Origin of the sequence: Streptomyces sp. AC558_RSS880, from assembly GCF_019049255.1 — a bacterium.
GTDB lineage: Bacteria > Actinomycetota > Actinomycetes > Streptomycetales > Streptomycetaceae > Streptomyces.
In genome coordinates this window covers 217,564-234,459 of sequence record NZ_JAGMUJ010000029.1, presented here as the reverse complement: position 1 = coordinate 234,459, position 16,896 = coordinate 217,564, and the positions used below count along the sequence as shown (strand labels likewise).

Sequence of the window (16,896 nt, the reverse complement as noted above, 5' to 3'; positions counted from 1 at the left end):
TGCGGCGGCTCCCGGCCGGAGGGTGGTCAGGCCCCGGTGCGGCCGTTCGGCGCGGCCAGCGGTGTGTCCGAGAGGCCCAGCTCACCGGCCTTCTCGATCAGTTCCCTGAACCGTCCGGTGTTCTCACCGCCCTGCTGCATCAGCCGCATCAGCAGCGCGGACACCGTGAGGTTCTGCACGTCGGCGGTGGAGACGGAGCCGAGGATCCGGCTCAGGTCGTCGGTGAAGCTCGCCGAGCCGTCCAGCCAGGGCCCGGCGAGGACCTGCGCGGTCTCGGAGTTCTTGACGAAGCCGTCCACGCCCTTGCCGAGCGCTATCGAGGAGATGAGGCGGTCGAAGAACACCGACTCCCCGCCGACGATGTTGATGTCCGCGTTCTCCAGTCCGGTGGCGAGGACGGTGGCCTGTGCCTCGGCGACCTGCCGCTGCACGTCCAGTCCGGCGAGCCGGATGTCCTTCTCGGCCTCCAGTCGCAGCCGGTACTCCTCGTGGCCGCGGGACGCCTCGTCGAGGGCTGCCATCGCCGCCGCCTTCTCGGTGAGGCCGGCCGCCTCCGCCCGCAGCCTGCTGCCGATGGCCTCCGCGTCGGCGAGGGCCTTGGCCCGCGCGCCCTCGGCCTCGGCGCGCAGCCGGGCCCCGGTGGCCTCGGCCTCCGCGCGGCCCGCCTTCTCGATGACGTCGGCCTCCTTGTCGCGGACCTGGACGACGGCCAGCCCCTCGGCCGCGGACTCCGCCTGGACGCCCTCGGCCAGCCGCAGCTTGGCCCGTGCGTCGAGGTCGGCGGTCTTCAACCGGGCCTCGGCGAGGGTGAGTTCCTCGGCGGCGCGGTGCGTGGCGGCCTGCTCGGCGGCCTCGGCGGCCTTGATGTCCTTGACCAGCTTCTCCTGCGCCTCGGCCTCCGCGGCGATGATCACGGCCTGCCGCTGCCGCTCCGCCTCCTCCACGGCCCGCAGCTTCTTGATCGACTCCTCCTGCTCGGCGACCGTACGGTCCACCGCGACCCGCTCCCGGACGACCTCGGCGATCTCCCGCTTCTCCGCCTCGACCTCCTTGTCGGCGGCGATCCTGGTCAGCTGGGTCTCCCGCTCGCGGGCGATGACCTCCAGGAGGCGGTCCTTCTCGATGCGCTCGCTCTCCACGGCGATGACCCGCTCGCGGTTCTTGGCGGCGACGGCGACCTCACGGGCCTGGTTCTCGCGCTGCACGCCGAGTTGCTCCTCGGTGCGCAGGAAGGCGCTCTGCGCCCGCAGCCGCTCCTCCTCCACCACCCGCGCGGTCTCGGCCTCCTCGCGGGCCCGTACGGTCTCGATCTCCCGCTTCTGCTTGATCTCGGCGTCGGCCTGCCGGCGCTCCAGTTCCAGGATCGCCTCGCGCGCGTCGACGTCCTGCCGGGTGATCTCCTTCTGCTCGTTGCGCTGGGCCTCGTTGGTGCGGACGTGCTCCACGGCCGTCAGCTCGGTGATCTTGCGGATGCCCTGCGCGTCGAGGACGTTGCCCGGGTCGAGCTGGGTCAGCGGCGTCTGCTCCAGGTAGTCGATCGCCGCGTCCTCGAGGTGGTAGCCGTTCAGGTCGACGCCGATGACCTCGATGATCCGGTACCGCAGTTCCTCGCGCTTGGTGTAGAGGTCGGTGAAGTCCAGCTGCTTGCCGACGGTCTTCAGCGCCTCGGAGAACTTGGCGTGGAACAGCTCCTGGAGCGTGTTGCGGTCGCTGGCCCGCGCGGTGCCGACGGCCTGGGCGACCTTGATGACGTCGTCTACGGTCTTGTTGACCTTGACGAAGAACGTGATGCGGATGTCCGCGCGGATGTTGTCCCGGCAGATCAGGCCTTCCTTGCCGGCCCGGGTGATCTCGATGGTCTTCACCGAGATGTCCATCACCTCGGCCTTGTGCAGCACCGGCAGCACGACCGACCCGGTGAAGGTCACGTCGACCCTGCGGGTCTTGGAGACGATCAGTGCCTTGCCCTGCTCCACCTTGCGGAACAGTTTGGAGACGACGAGCAGGCCGATGAGCACGAGCAGCAGGGCGACGCCGACGAGTACGGCGATGCCCACGGTGGCGGCATCCATGGGACACGTCCTCCTGGACTGGAAAGTAGGTCGAGCGGTGCCTCGTGGGTGAGGCGGGTGAAGGTCCGGTGGAGGAGGAGACGGCGCAGCGGCCGCCGCGGTTCTGCGCCGGGCGCGGACGGATGCCGTCCGCACCCGGCGCGCCCTCTTGCGCACCGCTCACGTCGGGGGGCAGCACCGCTCCCCTCCGGGTCCCGGCCCGGGCACCTGCCGGTGCCCGGCACCGGAACCATCCGCGGTGCTCCCCGCGGACCATGCTGCCCGCTCGGGACGGACTCGCACATTGCCGGAACCCGGCAATGTTCATTAGGGTCTTGATGCCGGTGTGACACAACCGGCGCGTCAGGGAAGCGTCAGGAATCGGGGGGAAGGCGTGACGGAACGGAAGGTCCCGGAGGAGTATCTCGAAGGCTATGCCCGCATTCTGACCGAGGTCGCGGCCACGGGCAGACGCCTCACCCGGGACGAGATCGCCTCCCGGCGGGCCCTGGGGGAACGGGCCGCGGAGGCGGGCTTCGGTCTGCGGTCCCTCGTCAACGCGCATCTGTCCGGCGCCCGCGGGGCGTGGCCGCGCGGGGCGGACTCGGCCGACAGCGCGCTCGTGGCCGTACAACAGGTCGTGGACGCGTTCGCCGAGGGGTACGAGCGGGCTCAGCGGATGGCGGTGCGTCAGGAGGAGGCGGCGCGCCGGGAGTTCATCGACGACCTGCTCTACGGTCGCAGCGATCTGGGACGGCTGGCGGAACGCGCCGAGCGCTTCGGGCTGCGGCTGTCCCACGAGCACGCGGTCGCCGTCGCCCGGGGCGCGGTCGCCTACGACGAGGGCGACCCGGTGCCGCGGCAGGTGGAGCGCGCCCTGATCTCCCGGTTCGGTGACCGCAGCATCCTGCTCACCACCAAGGACGGACGGCTGCTGTGCGTCGCGCCCGGGCACCAGGGGGAGGTGCTCACGTACTTCGCGAAGCAGGCGCACGCCGCCACCGACGGCGGCCAGGTCGCCATCGGCCGCCCGCAGCCGGGTCCGGGCGGTGTCGTCCAGTCCTACGAGGAGGCCCTCAGCTCACTGGAGATAGCCGAGCGGCTGGGGCTCGACGATCCGGTGCTGCGCGCCGCCGACCTGCTCGTCTATCCCGTACTGGCCCGCGACCGCCAGGCGATGGCCGACCTGGTGCACAACACCCTGGGGCCGCTGACCACGGCCCGCGGCGGTGCCGTGCCCCTCCTGGACACGCTCACCGCGTACTTCGACTCCGGCTGTGTCGCCGCGGAGGCGGCCCGGCGGCTCTCGCTGAGCGTGCGCGCGCTGACCTACCGCCTGGAGCGCATCCACAAGCTCACCGGCGCCAACCCGTCGGACCCGTCCCACCGTTACATGCTCCAGACGGCGGTGATCGGCGCACGCCTGTTGGACTGGCCCGCCGACGAGTCGTGAGGGGGGCGTCCGGGTCAGTCCTCGACCAGGGTGATGTCCCGGTGCCCGACCGCGTGGACGGCGGGCAGCAGGAGGACGCCGCCGGGGCGCAGCTCCACGAGGGTGGCCTCGACGTGGGCCCGGCCCGCCTCGAGGGCGTTCTTGGGCACGGTTTCGGTGTTCTCCCAGCGGTGCTCCTCGCCGTCACACACCGCGCGGGTGCCGTCGCCGCCGGAGTAGTGGGGGTCGGACGAGGACCGGCCGACCGAGGAGCTGACGAAGACCGGTCCGTCGCCGCCGCGGCAGCGGTAGGTACCGGAGAGGGTGACGGCACCGTCGGCCATCCGGCCCTCCGCGTCCACCGTCACGGACTCCGAGGGGGCGGAGGGGGCGGAGTGGGCGGCCGACGCCGGCGAGGGGGCCGCCGCGGCAAAACCGAGCAGCAGCAGCGCGGAACCGGCCGCGGCGCCGAGGACGGGACGTACGGACATGGGGAACCTCCCGAAATGAGCGGAACAAGGAGCTCCACCAGTACCCGGCGTGGGACCCGGGCCAGTCGCCGTCACCCCTTCGGTGGCGAGTCGGCCGCGGCCGTCGGGGAACCGTCCCGGGAATGTCCTGGGGCTGTCACGTTTCCCGGCGGGCGGTTCCGACGCGTGCGCGGCCCGGGCATGGTCGGTGCATACGACCTGTTCGGATCGTTCCACCTATGTGGAGGTGCGCCATGTGTGCCCACCGGTCTTCCTGTCCCCGGACCCATGACTCCGCCGCACATGTGGTGGCCGCCCACCCCGAGCAGGGCTGGAGCCTGCTGTGCGACGGTGCGATCGTCTTCGACGACACCGGCGAGCTGCTCCCCGACGGCCGGGTGATCGCCCCGCACCGCGTCCCCGCCGACCGGCTCGCCATCGCCGCCTGAGCCGGTCCGCCCCGCTCAGGGCAGCAGGGCGAAGCCGTCGAGTTCGACCAGGGCTTGTTCGTCCCAGAGGCGGACCACCCCGACGACCGCCATCGCCGGGTAGTCGCGGCCGGCCAGCTCCCGCCAGATGCGGCCGAGTGCGCGGGCGTGGGTGCGGTACGCGGCCACGTCGGTGGTGTAGACGGTGACGCGGGCCAGGTCGGCGGGGGTGCCGCCGGCCGCGCGCAGGGCGGCGAGGAGGTTGGTGAGGGCCCGCGCGAACTGTTCGGGCAGGGTGTCCCCGACCACCTCGCCGTCGGCGTCGAGGGCGGTCTGGCCGGCCAGGAACACCAGCCGGGAGCCGGTGGCGACGACGGCGTGGGAGAAGCCGGCCGGCGGGGAGAGTCCGGGCGGGTTGACGCGCTCGACGCTCACCGGTCCTCCGGGTTCCTGTACAGCTCCTTGGCGATGATGCCCCGTTGCACTTCGCTCGCCCCCTCGTAGACGCGGGGTGCGCGGACCTCGCGGTAGAGGTGTTCCAGCAGGTGCCCGCGCTGCAGGGCGCGGGCTCCGTGCAGTTGGACGGCCCGGTCGACGACGTACTGCGCGGTCTCGGTGGCCAGCAGCTTCGCCATCGCGGAGCGCCGGGGCACGTCGGCGGCGCCCTCGTCGTACGCCGTCGCCGCCGCGTACACCATGAGCCGGGCCGACTCCGTGCGCAGCGCCATCTCGGCGACCTGGTGGGCGACGGACTGGAGGTCCTTCAGCTTGCCGCCGAACGCGTCCCGCCGGGCGGTGTGGGCGAGGGTCGCGTCCAGGGCGGCCTGCGCCATGCCGACCGCGAAGGCGCCGACGCTGGGGCGGAACAGGTTGAGGGTGTCCATGGCGACCCGGAACCCCCGGTCGGCCTCGCCGAGCACGTCGTCGGCGGTCACCGGTACGGCGTCGAAGCGGAGGGCGCCGATGGGGTGCGGGGAGAGCATGTCGAGGCGGCTGCCGGTGAGGCCGGGGCGGTCGGCGGGCACCAGGAAGGCGGTCACGCCCCGCGCGCCGGCGCCGGGAGTGGTGCGGGCGAAGACGGTGTAGAAGTCGGCGTCGGGGGCGTTGGAGATCCAGCACTTCTCCCCGGTGAGCCGCCATCCGGAGCGGCCGTCGGGGTGCGCGGCCAGGGACGCCGGGGCCGGGGCGGCATCCGGGACCCGGGCGGCATCCGGCGCCGCGTCCCGCTCGGCCGGCTCCGCCGGGCCCGGCCGACCGTCCGGCTCCGCCGTGAGCGACAGCGCCGCCGCGTCCGAGCCGGCGTCCGGCTCGCTGAGCGCGAACGCCGCGACGACGCTGCCGTCGCTCACCCCCGGGAGCCAGCGGGCGCGCTGGGCGGGGGTGCCGTGGGCGTGCACCGGGTGGGCGCCGAGGCCCTGGAGGGCCAGGGCGGTCTCCGCCTCGGTGCAGGCGTGGGCCAGGGACTCCCGCATCAGGCACAGGTCGAGCGCGCCCGAGGTGAACAGGCGGGAGAGCAGGCCGAGGGTGCCCAGTTCGGCGACCAGGGCGCGGTCGACCCGGCCGGGTTCGCCCTTCCCGGCGAGTGGCCGCAGGCGTTCCGCGGCCAGTGCGCGCAGCTCGGCGCACCAGGCGAGTCGTGCCGGTTCGAGCGAGAATGCGGTCATCGCCGGTCCCTTCCCTCGCCTCCGGGCCACTCCCGAGGTTATCGCGAACCGTTGACTGCCGTCACCAACACGATACGCTCCTGATGCGAGCCCACCACGCCAAGGGGGCGAACCGTCATGAACCCACGGGCCACCGCGCACGTCGACACCTTCGCCCGCGACCACCTCCCGCCACCCGGCCAATGGCCCGAGCTCCGCTTCGACCTGCCGGAGCTGCGCTACCCCGACCGGCTGAACTGCGCCGCGGAGCTGCTGCACGGCCCGCCCGACGACCGCCCGGCGTTCCGCACTCCCGACGGCACGACCTGGACGTACGGCGAGCTGCGCGCCCGCGTGGACCGGCTCGCGCACCTCCTCACCGGCGACCTCGGGGTCGTTCCCGGCAACCGGGTGCTGCTGCGCGGCCCCACCACGCCGTGGCTGGCCGCCTGCTGGCTGGCGGTGCTGAAGGCGGGCGCGATCGCCGTCACCGTGCTGGCCCAGCAGCGCCCGCACGAGCTGAGCACCGTCTGCGAGATCGCCGAGGTCCACCACGCCCTGTGCGACATCAGGGCCGTCGACGACCTCGCCAAGGCCGACGTCCCGGGCCTCTCCCTCACCACCTACGGCGGCGACTCCCCCGGCGACCTGCTGCACCGCCCGGCGCCCGCGACGCCGTACGAGGCCGTGCCGACCGCGGCCGACGACGTGGCGCTGATCGCCTTCACCTCCGGCACCACCGGACGCCCCAAGGGCTGCATGCACGTCCACCGGGACGTGCTGGCGATCGCGGACACCTTCTCCCGGCACGTGCTGAAGCCGGTCGCGGACGACGTGTTCGCCGGCAGTCCCCCGCTGGGCTTCACCTTCGGGCTCGGCGGCCTGGTGGTGTTCCCGCTGCGGGCCGGGGCGAGCGCGCTGCTCCTCGAACAGGCGCATCCCACCCAGCTGTTGGCCGCGATCGCCGAGCACAGGGTGTCGGTGCTGTTCACCGCGCCCACCGCCTACCGCGCGATGCTCGCCGGACTCGACGGCCACGACGTCACGTCGCTGCGCCGCTGCGTCTCGGCGGGCGAGAACCTGCCGGCCGCCACCTGGCGGGCCTGGCACGAGCGCACCGGGCTGCGGATCATCAACGGCATCGGCGCCACCGAACTGCTGCACATCTTCGTCTCCGCCGCCGACGAGGCGATCCGCCCCGGCACGACGGGAGTTCCGGTCCCCGGCTGGCAGGCGCGCGTGCAGGACGCCGACGGCACGCCCGTGCCCGACGGGGAGCCGGGACTGCTCGCGGTGCGCGGCCCCGTCGGCTGCCGCTACCTCGCCGACCCGCGCCAGCGGGAGTACGTGCGCGACGGCTGGAACATCACCGGCGACACCTATGTCCGTGACCCCGACGGCTACTTCCGGTACGTAGCCCGCGCCGACGACATGATCATCTCGGCCGGGTACAACATCGCGGGCCCCGAGGTCGAGGACGCCCTGCTGCGCCACCCGGACGTGGTCGAGGCGGCGGTGGTCGGGCGGCCGGACGAGGCGCGCGGCCAGGTCGTGGTGGCGTACACGGTCCTGAAGGAGGGCGCGGAACACGACGCCGAGGCGCTGCGCGCCTTCGTGAAGTCCGAACTCGCGCCGTACAAGTGCCCGCGGGAGATCGTCTTCCTGGACGCCCTGCCCCGCACGGCCACCGGCAAGCTCCAGCGGTTCCGGCTGCGCGCCCCCACCGGGAGCGGGGACGACCGTGCGTGACGCCGGGGAACCTCGCCGTCCGCATACGACTTAAGATGATCAACGTGTCCGACCAGCAAGCCCCCCACGCTCCGAGATCCCTCATCGTCACGCTCTACGGCGCGTACGGCCGCTTCGTGCCGGGCCCGGTGCCCGTCGCCGAACTGATCCGGCTGCTGGCCGCGGTCGGTGTGGACGCCCCGTCCGTCCGCTCCTCGGTGTCCCGGCTCAAACGGCGCGGCCTGCTCGTCCCCGCACGTACCGCACAGGGCACGGCCGGATACGAACTGTCGCCCGACGCACGCCAGTTGCTCGACGACGGCGACCGGCGCGTGTACGCCACCGATCCGCCCGAGGACGAGGGCTGGGTGCTCGCCGTGTTCTCCGTCCCGGAGTCCGAACGGCAGAAGCGGCACGTGCTGCGCTCCCGGCTGTCCGGCCTCGGCTTCGGCACGGCGGCCCCCGGCGTGTGGATCGCCCCCGCGCGGCTGTACGAGGAGGCCAGGCACAGCCTGGAGCGCCTGCGCCTGGACGCCTACGTCGACTTCTTCCGCGGCGAGCACCTGGGCTTCGCGCCCACCGCGGAGGCGGTCGCCCGCTGGTGGGACCTGGCCGGGATCGCCGAGCAGCACGAGGCGTTCCTGGACCGGCACGCGCGGGTGCTGCGCGCCTGGGAGCGGCGCACGGACACCCCGCCCGAGGACGCCTACCGCGACTACCTCCTCGCCCTGGACTCCTGGCGCCACCTCCCCTACGCCGACCCGGGCCTGCCCGCCGCCCTGCTCCCCGCCGACTGGCCGGGCACCCGCTCGGCGGCCGTCTTCCGCTCCCTGCACGAGCGGCTGCGGGACGCGGGGGCGGCGTTCGTGGCCGTGTGAACCGCCCACCGACCCGGCGCCGGTCCTGCGCACCCCGTCGCAGACCCCGTGGGAGTCGGCCGACGCGGTCCACGCGATGCCGGCGGGGCACGGGCCGGCCCGGCGGGCGGGGCCCGTGACGTCCGGGATCAACTCCCGAGGCCGAGACGGGGTCTGGGCGCGTCCGTGCGGCCGGTCCGGGGCCGCCTGCTGCCCGCACGGTACGGTGCCGGCCAGACCGCGCCCGGGCCCTCGTAGCCCTGCTCGGCCGCCGCGTGGAGCGTCCAGTGGGGGTCGTAGAGGTGGGGGCGGGCCAGGGCGCACAGGTCCGTACGCCCGGCCAGGATCAGGGAGTTGACGTCGTCCCAGGAGGAGATCGCGCCGACCGCGATCACCGGGACGCCCGCCTCGTGCCGGATCCGGTCGGCGAACGGGGTCTGGTACGAGCGCCCGAACTCCGGTGTCTCGTCGGCCACGACCTGCCCGGTCGACACGTCGATCGCGTCGGCGCCGTGCGCGGCGAAGGCGCGGGCGATCTCGACCGCGTCGTCGGCCGTGGTGCCGCCCTCCGCCCAGTCGGTGGCGGAGACGCGGACGGTCATCGGCCGGTCCCCCGGCCACACCGCGCGCACCGCGTCGAACACCTCCAGCGGGAAGCGGAGCCGTTTCTCCGGTGAGCCGCCGTAGGCGTCCGTGCGGTGGTTGGTGAGCGGGGAGAGGAAGCCGGAGAGCAGGTAGCCGTGGGCGCAGTGCAGTTCCAGCAGGTCGAAACCGGCCCGCGCGGCCCGCACGGCGGCGGCCGTGAACTGTTCCCTCAGGTCGGTGAGCTGGGCCCGGGACAGTTCGCGCGGCACCTGGCCGCCCGGCCGGTACGGCAGGGGCGAGGCGGCGACGAGGGGCCAGTTGCCGTCGTCGAGCGGCTCGTCCATGCCCTCCCACATCGGTTTGGTCGAGCCCTTGCGGCCGCTGTGGCCGAGCTGCACGCCGATCGCGGTGCCGGGCGCCCGGTCGTGCACGAAGTCGGTGATCCGCCGCCACGCCTCGGTCTGCCGGCCGGTGTAGAGGCCCGCGCAGCCGGGCGTGATGCGCCCCTCGGGGCTGACGCACACCATCTCGGTCATCACCAGTCCGGCCCCGCCCAGCGCGCGGGCGCCGAGGTGCACGAGGTGGAAGTCGCCGGGGACGCCGTCGACCGCCGAGTACATGTCCATGGGCGAGACGACGACCCGGTTGCGCAGGGTCAGTCCGCGCATCCGGAACGGGGTGAACATCGGCGGCGTACCGGGCGGGCAGCCGAACTCGCGCTCCACGGACTCGGTGAAGCGGGCGTCGCGCAGCCGCAGGTTGTCGTGGGTGACGCGGCGGCTGCGGGTGAGCAGGTTGAAGGCGAACCGGCGGGACGGCTGGGCCACGTAGAGGGGCAGGTTCTCGAACCACTCCAGGCTGGCCCGGGCGGCGCGCTGGGTGGAGGCGACGACGGGCCGGCGCTCCGCCTCGTAGGCGGCCAACGCGTCGGCCGGTGACGGTTGTTCGTCCAGGCACGCGGCGAGCGCCAGCGCGTCCTCGACGGCGAGCTTGGTGCCGGAGCCGATGGAGAAGTGCGCGGTGTGGGCGGCGTCGCCGAGGAGCACGACGTTGCCGTGCGACCAGCGCTCGTTGACGACCGTGCGGAAGGTGGTCCACGCCGAGTCGTTGGACTTCAGCGGGCGTCCGCCGAGCGCGTCGGAGAAGATCTTGGCGCAGCGCTCGACCGATTCGCTCTCGTCCGTCTCGTCGAATCCGGCGGCGCGCCACACCTCCTCGCGCATCTCGACGATCACGGTGGAGGCGTCGGACGCGTACGGGTAGCCGTGCAGCTGCATCACACCGTGCTCGGTCTCGGCGATCTCGAAACGGAAGGCGTCGAAGGCGAAGTCGGCGGCCAGCCAGATGTAGCGGCAGCGGTGCGCGGTGATCCGGGGCCGGAACACGTGGGCGAAGGCCTCGCGCGTTCCGCTGTGCACCCCGTCGGCGGCCACCACCAGGTCGTACGTCTCCGCCAGCCGGGCCGGGTCGGGTGCCTCGGTGTGGAAGCGCAGGTCGACTCCGAGGGAGCGGCAGCGCTCGTGCAGGATCTCCAGCAGGCGGTGCCTGCCGAGGGCGGCGAACCGGTGTCCTCCGGAGGTGTGGCGGGTGTTCCGGTGGACGATGTCGATGTCGTCCCAGTGGACGAAGGCTCGTCGGAGGGCTCCGTAGACCTCCGGGTCGGCGTGCTCGATCCCTCCCAGGGTCTCGTCGGAGAGGACGACGCCGAAGCCGAAGGTGTCTTCGGGGGCGTTGCGTTCCCACACGGTGACCTGACGGTCGGGATCCAGGCGTTTGAGCAGCGCGGCGGTGTAGAGGCCGCCGGGGCCTCCGCCGATGATCGCCACGCGGAGGGGGTGGGGCGTGCCGTCGGTCGAGCGCATCCCCCTACCTCCCCTGCCACTTCGGTGGGCGCTTCTCCGTGAAGGCCGCGTGGAACTCGGCGTAGTCCTCGCCGTTCATGAGCAGGGCCTGGGTCGAGGCGTCCAGTTCGACCGCCGCCGACAGGGGCATGTCCAGCTCCGCCGTGAGGAGGGCCTTGGTCTGGGCGTACGCGAGTGCCGGGCCGTCGGCCAGGCGGCGGGCCAGGTTCCGGGCGGCCTCGTCCGCGCCGCCCTCGTCGGCCAGTGCGCTGATCAGGCCGATGCGTTCGGCCTCCGGTGCGCGCACCGTGTCGCCCAGCATCAGCAGCCGGGTGGCGTGGCCCAGGCCGACGACCCTCGGCAGCAGATACGCCGCGCCCATGTCGCCGCCCGACAGGCCGACCCGGGTGAAGAGGAAGGCGAAGCGGGCGCTGGGGTCGGCGACCCGGAAGTCGGCGGCCAGGGCGAGGACCGCGCCGGCGCCCGCCGCCACTCCGTGCACCGCGGCGATCACCGGGAACGGGCACTCCCGTACCGCCCGCACCACCTGGCCGGTCATCCGGTTGAAGTCGAGGAGCTGCGCGGTGTCCAGGGAGAGGGTCGCGCCGATGATCTCGTCGACGTCGCCGCCGGAGCAGAAGCCGCGCCCCTCGCCGGCCAGCACCAGGGCCCGTACGGCCCGCTCCCGGGACAGCTCGGCGAGCAGGTCGCGCAGGTCGGCGTAGGCGCCGAAGGTGAGCGCGTTGAGCTTGTCGGGGCGGGCGAGGGTGACGGTGGCGACGCCGTCGGCGAGGTCGACGCGCAGATGCTCCCAGCGGTCGGTGCGGGCGGCGGAGCCGGTGAAGGGACTCATGAGGGCGGCCTCCTAGGACGGGCACTGCGCTGCTCAGTGAGCTCTGCCTCATGAAGTTATCACCCATCGGTGACCGTCGTCACGTCCACGCGATACGCTGTTCGGGCGCCGTCACGTGCGCGGCGGGGCCCGCCCCCTCGAAGGGCCGCACCGGGTGCGCCGTACCATGGACGGTTGAAAACAGGAGCACCCGCTCCACGAACGGACTCGCCGTGCACGAACCCCCCGCCGCCTCCACCTCCTGGCGCGTCGCGCTGCCGCACACCACCGCGGCGGTGCCCGTGGCGCGTGCGCTGGTCCGTACGGCGCTGGCCGAGCGGGAGCACGCCGCCGACTGCGACACGGCGGAGCTGCTGACGGCGGAGCTGGTGGCCAACGCCGTGGAGCACACCTCCGGGAGCGGCCCGATAGAGCTGGTGGTGCGGCTGCTGCCGGCCGGCTGTCAGGTCGAGGTGCACGACGCCGACCCGGAGCCGCCCGGCGACCTCACCCGCCCGGCCCGCGGCGTGCCCGACCCCTGGCAGGAGCACGGGCGCGGGCTGCTGCTGATCCGCACCCTGAGCTCGTCCTGCGGCCACCGCCCCACCGAGTCCGGCAAGGCGGTGTGGTTCCGGCTGCCGGGCCAGCGGCGCCCGGTCTGAGCAGGACGCGGGGGCTCAGGCGAGGGTCGCGACCAGGACGGCCTTGATCGTGTGCATACGGTTCTCCGCCTCGTCGAAGACGACCGAGTGCGCCGACTCGAAGACCTCGTCGGTCACCTCCAGGGAGGTGAGGCCGTGGGTCTCGAAGATCTCCTGGCCGACCTTGGTGCCGAGGTCGTGGAAGGCGGGCAGGCAGTGCAGGAACCCGACGTCCGGGTTGCCGGTGGCGCGCAGGACGTCCATGGTCACCGCGTACGGGGCGAGGGCCTTGATCCGCTCGCCCCAGACCTCCTTGGGCTCCCCCATGGAGACCCAGACGTCCGTGCCGACGAAGTCCGCGCCCGCGACGCCCTCGGCGACGTCCTCGGTGAGCGTGACGCGCGCCCCGCTCGACGCGGCCAGTTCCCGCGCCCGGTCGACGATCTCCCGGGCGGGCCAGTAGTCCTTCGGGGCGACGATCCTGACGTCCATGCCCAGCAGGGCCGCGGTGACGAGGTAGGAGTTGCCCATGTTGAAGCGGGCGTCGCCGAGGTAGGCGAAGGCGATGTCCGTGAGCGGCTTGGGGCTGTGCTCGGTCATGGTGAGCACGTCGGCGAGCATCTGGGTGGGGTGCCAGTCGTCGGTGAGCCCGTTGTAGACGGGCACCCCCGCGTACGCCGCGAGCTCCTCCACCTTGGCCTGGCTGTCCCCCCGGTACTCGATCCCGTCGTACATCCGGCCCAGCACCCGCGCGGTGTCCTTCACGGACTCCTTGTGGCCGATCTGCGAGCCGGACGGGTCGAGGTACGTCGTGGAGGCGCCCTGGTCGGCGGCCGCGACCTCGAACGCGCAGCGCGTGCGCGTCGAGGTCTTCTCGAAGATCAGCGCGATGTTCCTGCCCCGCAGGTGACGGTGCTCGGTCCCGGCCCGCTTGGCGGCCTTCAGTTCGGCGGCCAGCTCCAGCAGGCCGAGGAACTCCTGCGCGGTGAAGTCCAGCTCCTTGAGGAAGTGGCGGCCGGCGAGGGCGGTCGGGACAGTCGCCATGGGGTGCTCCAGGGATGGGGGACAGGAACTCTTGGAAGTGTATACGAACTTTTGTATTTCTATACGGCGTGTTTCTGTGCGACGCCCTCCACCGCGTCCCGCTGGACGGGACAGCTCATGCAGCGCGGCCCGCCCCTGCCCCGGCCCAGCTCGCTGCCGGGGATCTCTATCACCTCGATGCCCTGCTTGCGCAGGTGCGTGTTGGTGGTGACGTTCCGCTCGTAGGCGACGACGACGCCCGGTTCGACGGCCAGGACGTTGCAGCCGTCGTCCCACTGCTCGCGCTCGGCCGCGTGGACGTCCTGGGTGGCGGTCAGCACCCGGATCTCGCTGAGCCCCAGCGCGGCGGCGATCGCGCGGTGCATGTGCTCCGGCGGATGGTCGGTGACCTTCAGCTCCTTGTCCCCCGCGCCCGGCTCGATGGTGTACGAGCGGAGCATGCCGAGCCCCGCGTACTGGGTGAAGGTGTCGCCGTCGACCATGGTCATCACGGTGTCGAGGTGCATGAAGGCACGCCGCTTCGGCATGTCGAGCGCGACGATGGTCTCGGCGGAACCGGCCGCGAACAGCTTGTGCGCGAGCATCTCCACCGCCTGCGGGGTGGTCCGCTCGCTCATCCCGATCAGCACCGCGCCATTGCCGATCACCAGCACGTCCCCGCCCTCGATGGTGGACGGGTAGTCGGCCTGCCCCTCGGACCAGACGTGGAAGGGCTCCGCGCGGAACAGCGGGTGGTGCCGGTAGATCGCCTCGAAGTGCACGGTCTCGCGCTGCCGGGCCGGCCAGCGCATCGCGTTGATGGCGACACCGTCGTAGATCCAGGCGGAGGTGTCGCGGGTGAAGAGGTGGTTGGGCAGCGGGCCGAGCAGGAAGTCGTCGAGCTCCATGGCGTGGAAGCGCACGGAGGTCGGCTCGGGGTGGGCGTCCAGGAACTCCCGCTTGGTCATCCCGCCGATCAGCACCTCGGCCAGCTCGGGCCCCGGGAGGGTCTCGAACGCGGCGCGGAGGTGGTCGGTGGCCAGCGGGCCGTACTCCTTCTCGTCGAAGACGCGGTCCAGGACGAGGGCGCGGGCCGCCGGGACGTCCAGCGTCTCGGCGAGCAGGTCGCCGAAGAGGTGGACGACGACGCCGCGGTCGCGCAGGACGTCGGCGAACCCGTCGTGCTCGGCGCGCGCCCGGCGCACCCAGAGCACGTCGTCGAAGAGCAGGGCGTCCTTGTTGCTGGGGGTGAGCCTTTTGAGCTCGAGATCGGGCCGGTGCAGGATGACGCGGCGGAGCCGGCCGGCCTCGGAGTCGACGTGGTAGGTCATGCCTTTCATCCTGACCGTCCGGGCACGTGTTCACCCCTGTCCCCGGGTTCCCGGCTTCCGGAAATCCGCTTCCGTCAGCCACCGCGTCCGGACCGGATCGACTCGGGCCGGGCCAGCAGCCGCCGGGCCCCGGGCCCGCGGTCCAGCCCGGCCCGGGCGACGATCCACCCGGCGAGGAGGTGCGGGTCACCGGGATCGCGGGCCAGGTCGTCGTCGTACCCGGCGAACGCGGCGGCGGCGTTCCCGGCGGCGAGGTGTTCGTCGGGGGTGCGGGGGTCGGCGGGCGGGAGGGCGAAGGCGTGGGTGCGGACGTCGGGCCAGGGGGCGCGGTCGGGGCGGAGGCGGAGGGGATCACCCGGACGTTCGGCCGGTGCGGTCGGGGCGACGTTGCGCAGGCGCCACTCGGTGCGGTGCAGGGCGGCGGCGGTGCGGGCCCGGGTCAGGGCGGCCGGGGGCACGGGCTCGCGCAGCCAGGTGTCCAGGGTCCGGGCGAGACCGGTGACCAGGGCGTGCCCGGTCTCGGTGAGGCGTCCGCTGGTGAGGAGGGTGCGCACGACGAGCCTGCTCTGCGTGCGGCGCAGCGCGAAGTGGTAGGCGGCCGTCCCGGCGTGCTCCGGGTCGGACATCCGGTCCCGCCAGAACCCGGCGACGCCGGTGAAGGCGTAGGCGCCGTGCAGCAGACCGGTGAGGTGGCGCGGGTCGGGGCGCCACGGGGCGTAGTAGCGCTCCGCGCGGTCGTCGCGCAGGAGCGGGAAGAGGTGGATCAGCGCGGCGAGCTTGCTGTGCTGGAACTCGTGGACCAGCGCCTCGGCCAGGGCGAGCGACGAGGAGGGACGGGCGATGACCATCGCGCCGTAGGAGTCGCCGCTGGACGCCGACACGCGGACGTCGGGGGGCGGCGGGGGCAGGAGGCCGGTGCGGGCCCACGGGACGACGGCCCGGATCACGGCGGGGTCGAGCCGTCCGGGCCCCGTGCCCTTCCCGGTCGCGAGGATCGCGGCGGCCTCGTCGAACAGCCGCTGCCAGGCCGTGGCCTCGTCGGCGTCCAGCCGGGCGGGCGGTACGGGGTCGTCGAGGTCGCGGTAGGGGTCCAGGTCCTCCAGGGGTACGGCGACGGGGCCGACCGTGAGGGTGCGGAGGGGGAGCCAGCGGGGGTCGTCGGCGGGCGGTGCCCCGTCCACCGGCACGGGCGCGGGGCGGCAGGTCAGGCTCGACCGCCGGCCGTCGCGTCCCGGACCGGTCAGGGTCAGCTCCCCGGCTCGGGTGCTCGCCCTGCCCGCCGACAGACCGGCCGCCCCGTCCGGGAGCCGGGCCAGTCCCAGACCCGGCAGGTGCAGCGCGCCGTCGTCCAGCGGAACGCGCAGGACCGTTTCCGTGCCGGCGTGCAGCGCGGCGACCACCGCGAGGGTGTTCAGCCTGGCCGCCTCCACCCACAGCCGCGGCCCGGTCGCGGTGCCGTGCGCCCGGCGCAGCATGTGCGCGATCCAGGCGCCGGTCGTCGGGGCGAGCAGCAGCCGCTCGACCGGCTCGGGCGCCCGCTCCGCCGCCTCCTTGAACACCCGCCAGGCGTCCGCGACCGGGGTGAGGGGGGTGGGCAGGTCCCAGAGCTGCTTCAGCAGGGTGCGCAGCAGCAGCAACCGGCGTGCGCGCTCGCCCTGTTCGAGGAAGGCGACGGCCTCGGCGGAGTGGCCGCCGGCGGCGAGTTCCGCGAAGAGGGGGGCGGGCATGCGGAACGGGCTGGGGCGCTGCTCGCTGTTCATTACCGGGCCTCCGGTCGGTGGGCGGGCATGCGGGAACCCGGTGGGGCGCTCCCGGCACGGCGGGCGGCTCTACTCGGCCCGGCCGGGCTCGCCGCCGCCCCGGATGCTGCCGCGGGACCGGAGAACCTCTACGAGAAGACGGGTGCCGGGGGCGAGGGGAGCGAGGCCGTCCAAGGCGGTCAGGGGCAGTGCCGCAAGATCCGCCAGGTCCGACTCCCGTGCTGCGGTTTCGGCGTTGCGCTGAGCGGCCGGCTGATGCAAGGTGCGTCCCCCT

At 73.4% G+C, this 16,896-nt stretch carries 14 protein-coding genes; 5 read left to right on the top strand and 9 right to left on the bottom strand.

What is annotated here, in order from left to right; translation table 11 throughout:
* Positions 1 to 26: 26 nt before the first annotated feature.
* Complete coding sequence (locus tag KUM38_RS11185; RefSeq protein ID WP_217129159.1) at positions 27 to 2,072, bottom strand: flotillin family protein; 2,046 nt, start codon at positions 2,070 to 2,072, stop codon at positions 27 to 29.
* A 373-nt stretch (positions 2,073 to 2,445) separates the two neighbouring features.
* Between KUM38_RS11185 and KUM38_RS11180 the strand changes: the two genes are divergently transcribed.
* On the top strand, positions 2,446 to 3,504 hold the full coding sequence (locus KUM38_RS11180; RefSeq protein ID WP_217129158.1) for a helix-turn-helix domain-containing protein: 1,059 nt from the start codon (positions 2,446 to 2,448) through the stop codon (positions 3,502 to 3,504).
* 14 nt (positions 3,505 to 3,518) lie between these two features.
* On the opposite strand, the gene KUM38_RS11175 is transcribed toward KUM38_RS11180, so the two are convergent.
* Entirely contained in the window at positions 3,519 to 3,974 is a 456-nt protein-coding gene (locus KUM38_RS11175; protein WP_217129157.1) for a DUF6299 family protein, read from the bottom strand.
* Between the two features lie 233 nt (positions 3,975 to 4,207).
* Between KUM38_RS11175 and KUM38_RS11170 the strand changes: the two genes are divergently transcribed.
* Positions 4,208 to 4,402 carry a DUF5999 family protein gene (locus tag KUM38_RS11170; RefSeq protein WP_217129156.1) on the top strand — a complete coding sequence of 65 codons (195 nt, stop codon included), beginning with the start codon at positions 4,208 to 4,210 and terminating at the stop codon, positions 4,400 to 4,402.
* A gap of 15 nt (positions 4,403 to 4,417) precedes the next feature.
* Here KUM38_RS11170 and KUM38_RS11165 read toward each other — a convergent pair whose 3' ends face one another.
* Positions 4,418 to 4,816, bottom strand: a complete 399-nt coding sequence (locus KUM38_RS11165; RefSeq protein WP_217129155.1) for a RidA family protein — start codon at positions 4,814 to 4,816, stop codon at positions 4,418 to 4,420.
* Complete coding sequence (locus tag KUM38_RS11160; RefSeq protein WP_217129154.1) at positions 4,813 to 6,045, bottom strand: acyl-CoA dehydrogenase family protein; 1,233 nt, start codon at positions 6,043 to 6,045, stop codon at positions 4,813 to 4,815. Before KUM38_RS11160 ends, KUM38_RS11165 begins: the two co-directional genes overlap by 4 nt.
* 117 nt (positions 6,046 to 6,162) lie before the next feature.
* Between KUM38_RS11160 and KUM38_RS11155 the strand changes: the two genes are divergently transcribed.
* Complete coding sequence (locus KUM38_RS11155) at positions 6,163 to 7,773, top strand: AMP-binding protein (RefSeq protein ID WP_217129153.1); 1,611 nt, start codon at positions 6,163 to 6,165, stop codon at positions 7,771 to 7,773.
* A 35-nt stretch (positions 7,774 to 7,808) separates the two neighbouring features.
* Positions 7,809 to 8,630 carry a PaaX family transcriptional regulator C-terminal domain-containing protein gene (locus KUM38_RS11150; protein WP_217129152.1) on the top strand — a complete coding sequence of 274 codons (822 nt, stop codon included), beginning with the start codon at positions 7,809 to 7,811 and terminating at the stop codon, positions 8,628 to 8,630.
* A gap of 128 nt (positions 8,631 to 8,758) precedes the next feature.
* On the opposite strand, the gene KUM38_RS11145 is transcribed toward KUM38_RS11150, so the two are convergent.
* Positions 8,759 to 11,056, bottom strand: a complete 2,298-nt coding sequence (locus KUM38_RS11145) for a bifunctional salicylyl-CoA 5-hydroxylase/oxidoreductase (RefSeq protein ID WP_217129151.1) — start codon at positions 11,054 to 11,056, stop codon at positions 8,759 to 8,761.
* Positions 11,057 to 11,060: 4 nt separating this feature from the next.
* Positions 11,061 to 11,888, bottom strand: coding sequence for an enoyl-CoA hydratase family protein (locus tag KUM38_RS11140; protein WP_217129150.1), 828 nt, complete (start codon positions 11,886 to 11,888; stop codon positions 11,061 to 11,063).
* Between the two features lie 212 nt (positions 11,889 to 12,100).
* Here KUM38_RS11140 and KUM38_RS11135 point away from each other — a divergent pair, with 212 nt between their 5' ends.
* On the top strand, positions 12,101 to 12,529 hold the full coding sequence (locus KUM38_RS11135; RefSeq protein WP_217129149.1) for an ATP-binding protein: 429 nt from the start codon (positions 12,101 to 12,103) through the stop codon (positions 12,527 to 12,529).
* A gap of 15 nt (positions 12,530 to 12,544) precedes the next feature.
* Here KUM38_RS11135 and argF read toward each other — a convergent pair whose 3' ends face one another.
* The 3 genes from argF to KUM38_RS11120 all read right to left on the bottom strand — a co-directional run bounded on the left by argF (position 12,545) and on the right by KUM38_RS11120 (position 16,622).
* Positions 12,545 to 13,552 carry an ornithine carbamoyltransferase gene (gene argF / locus KUM38_RS11130; RefSeq protein ID WP_217129148.1) on the bottom strand — a complete coding sequence of 336 codons (1,008 nt, stop codon included), beginning with the start codon at positions 13,550 to 13,552 and terminating at the stop codon, positions 12,545 to 12,547.
* A gap of 59 nt (positions 13,553 to 13,611) precedes the next feature.
* Positions 13,612 to 14,862 carry an arginine deiminase gene (locus KUM38_RS11125; RefSeq protein WP_217129147.1) on the bottom strand — a complete coding sequence of 417 codons (1,251 nt, stop codon included), beginning with the start codon at positions 14,860 to 14,862 and terminating at the stop codon, positions 13,612 to 13,614.
* A 74-nt stretch (positions 14,863 to 14,936) separates the two neighbouring features.
* Entirely contained in the window at positions 14,937 to 16,622 is a 1,686-nt protein-coding gene (locus KUM38_RS11120; protein ID WP_217129146.1) for an HEXXH motif domain-containing protein, read from the bottom strand.
* Positions 16,623 to 16,896 lie beyond the last annotated feature (274 nt).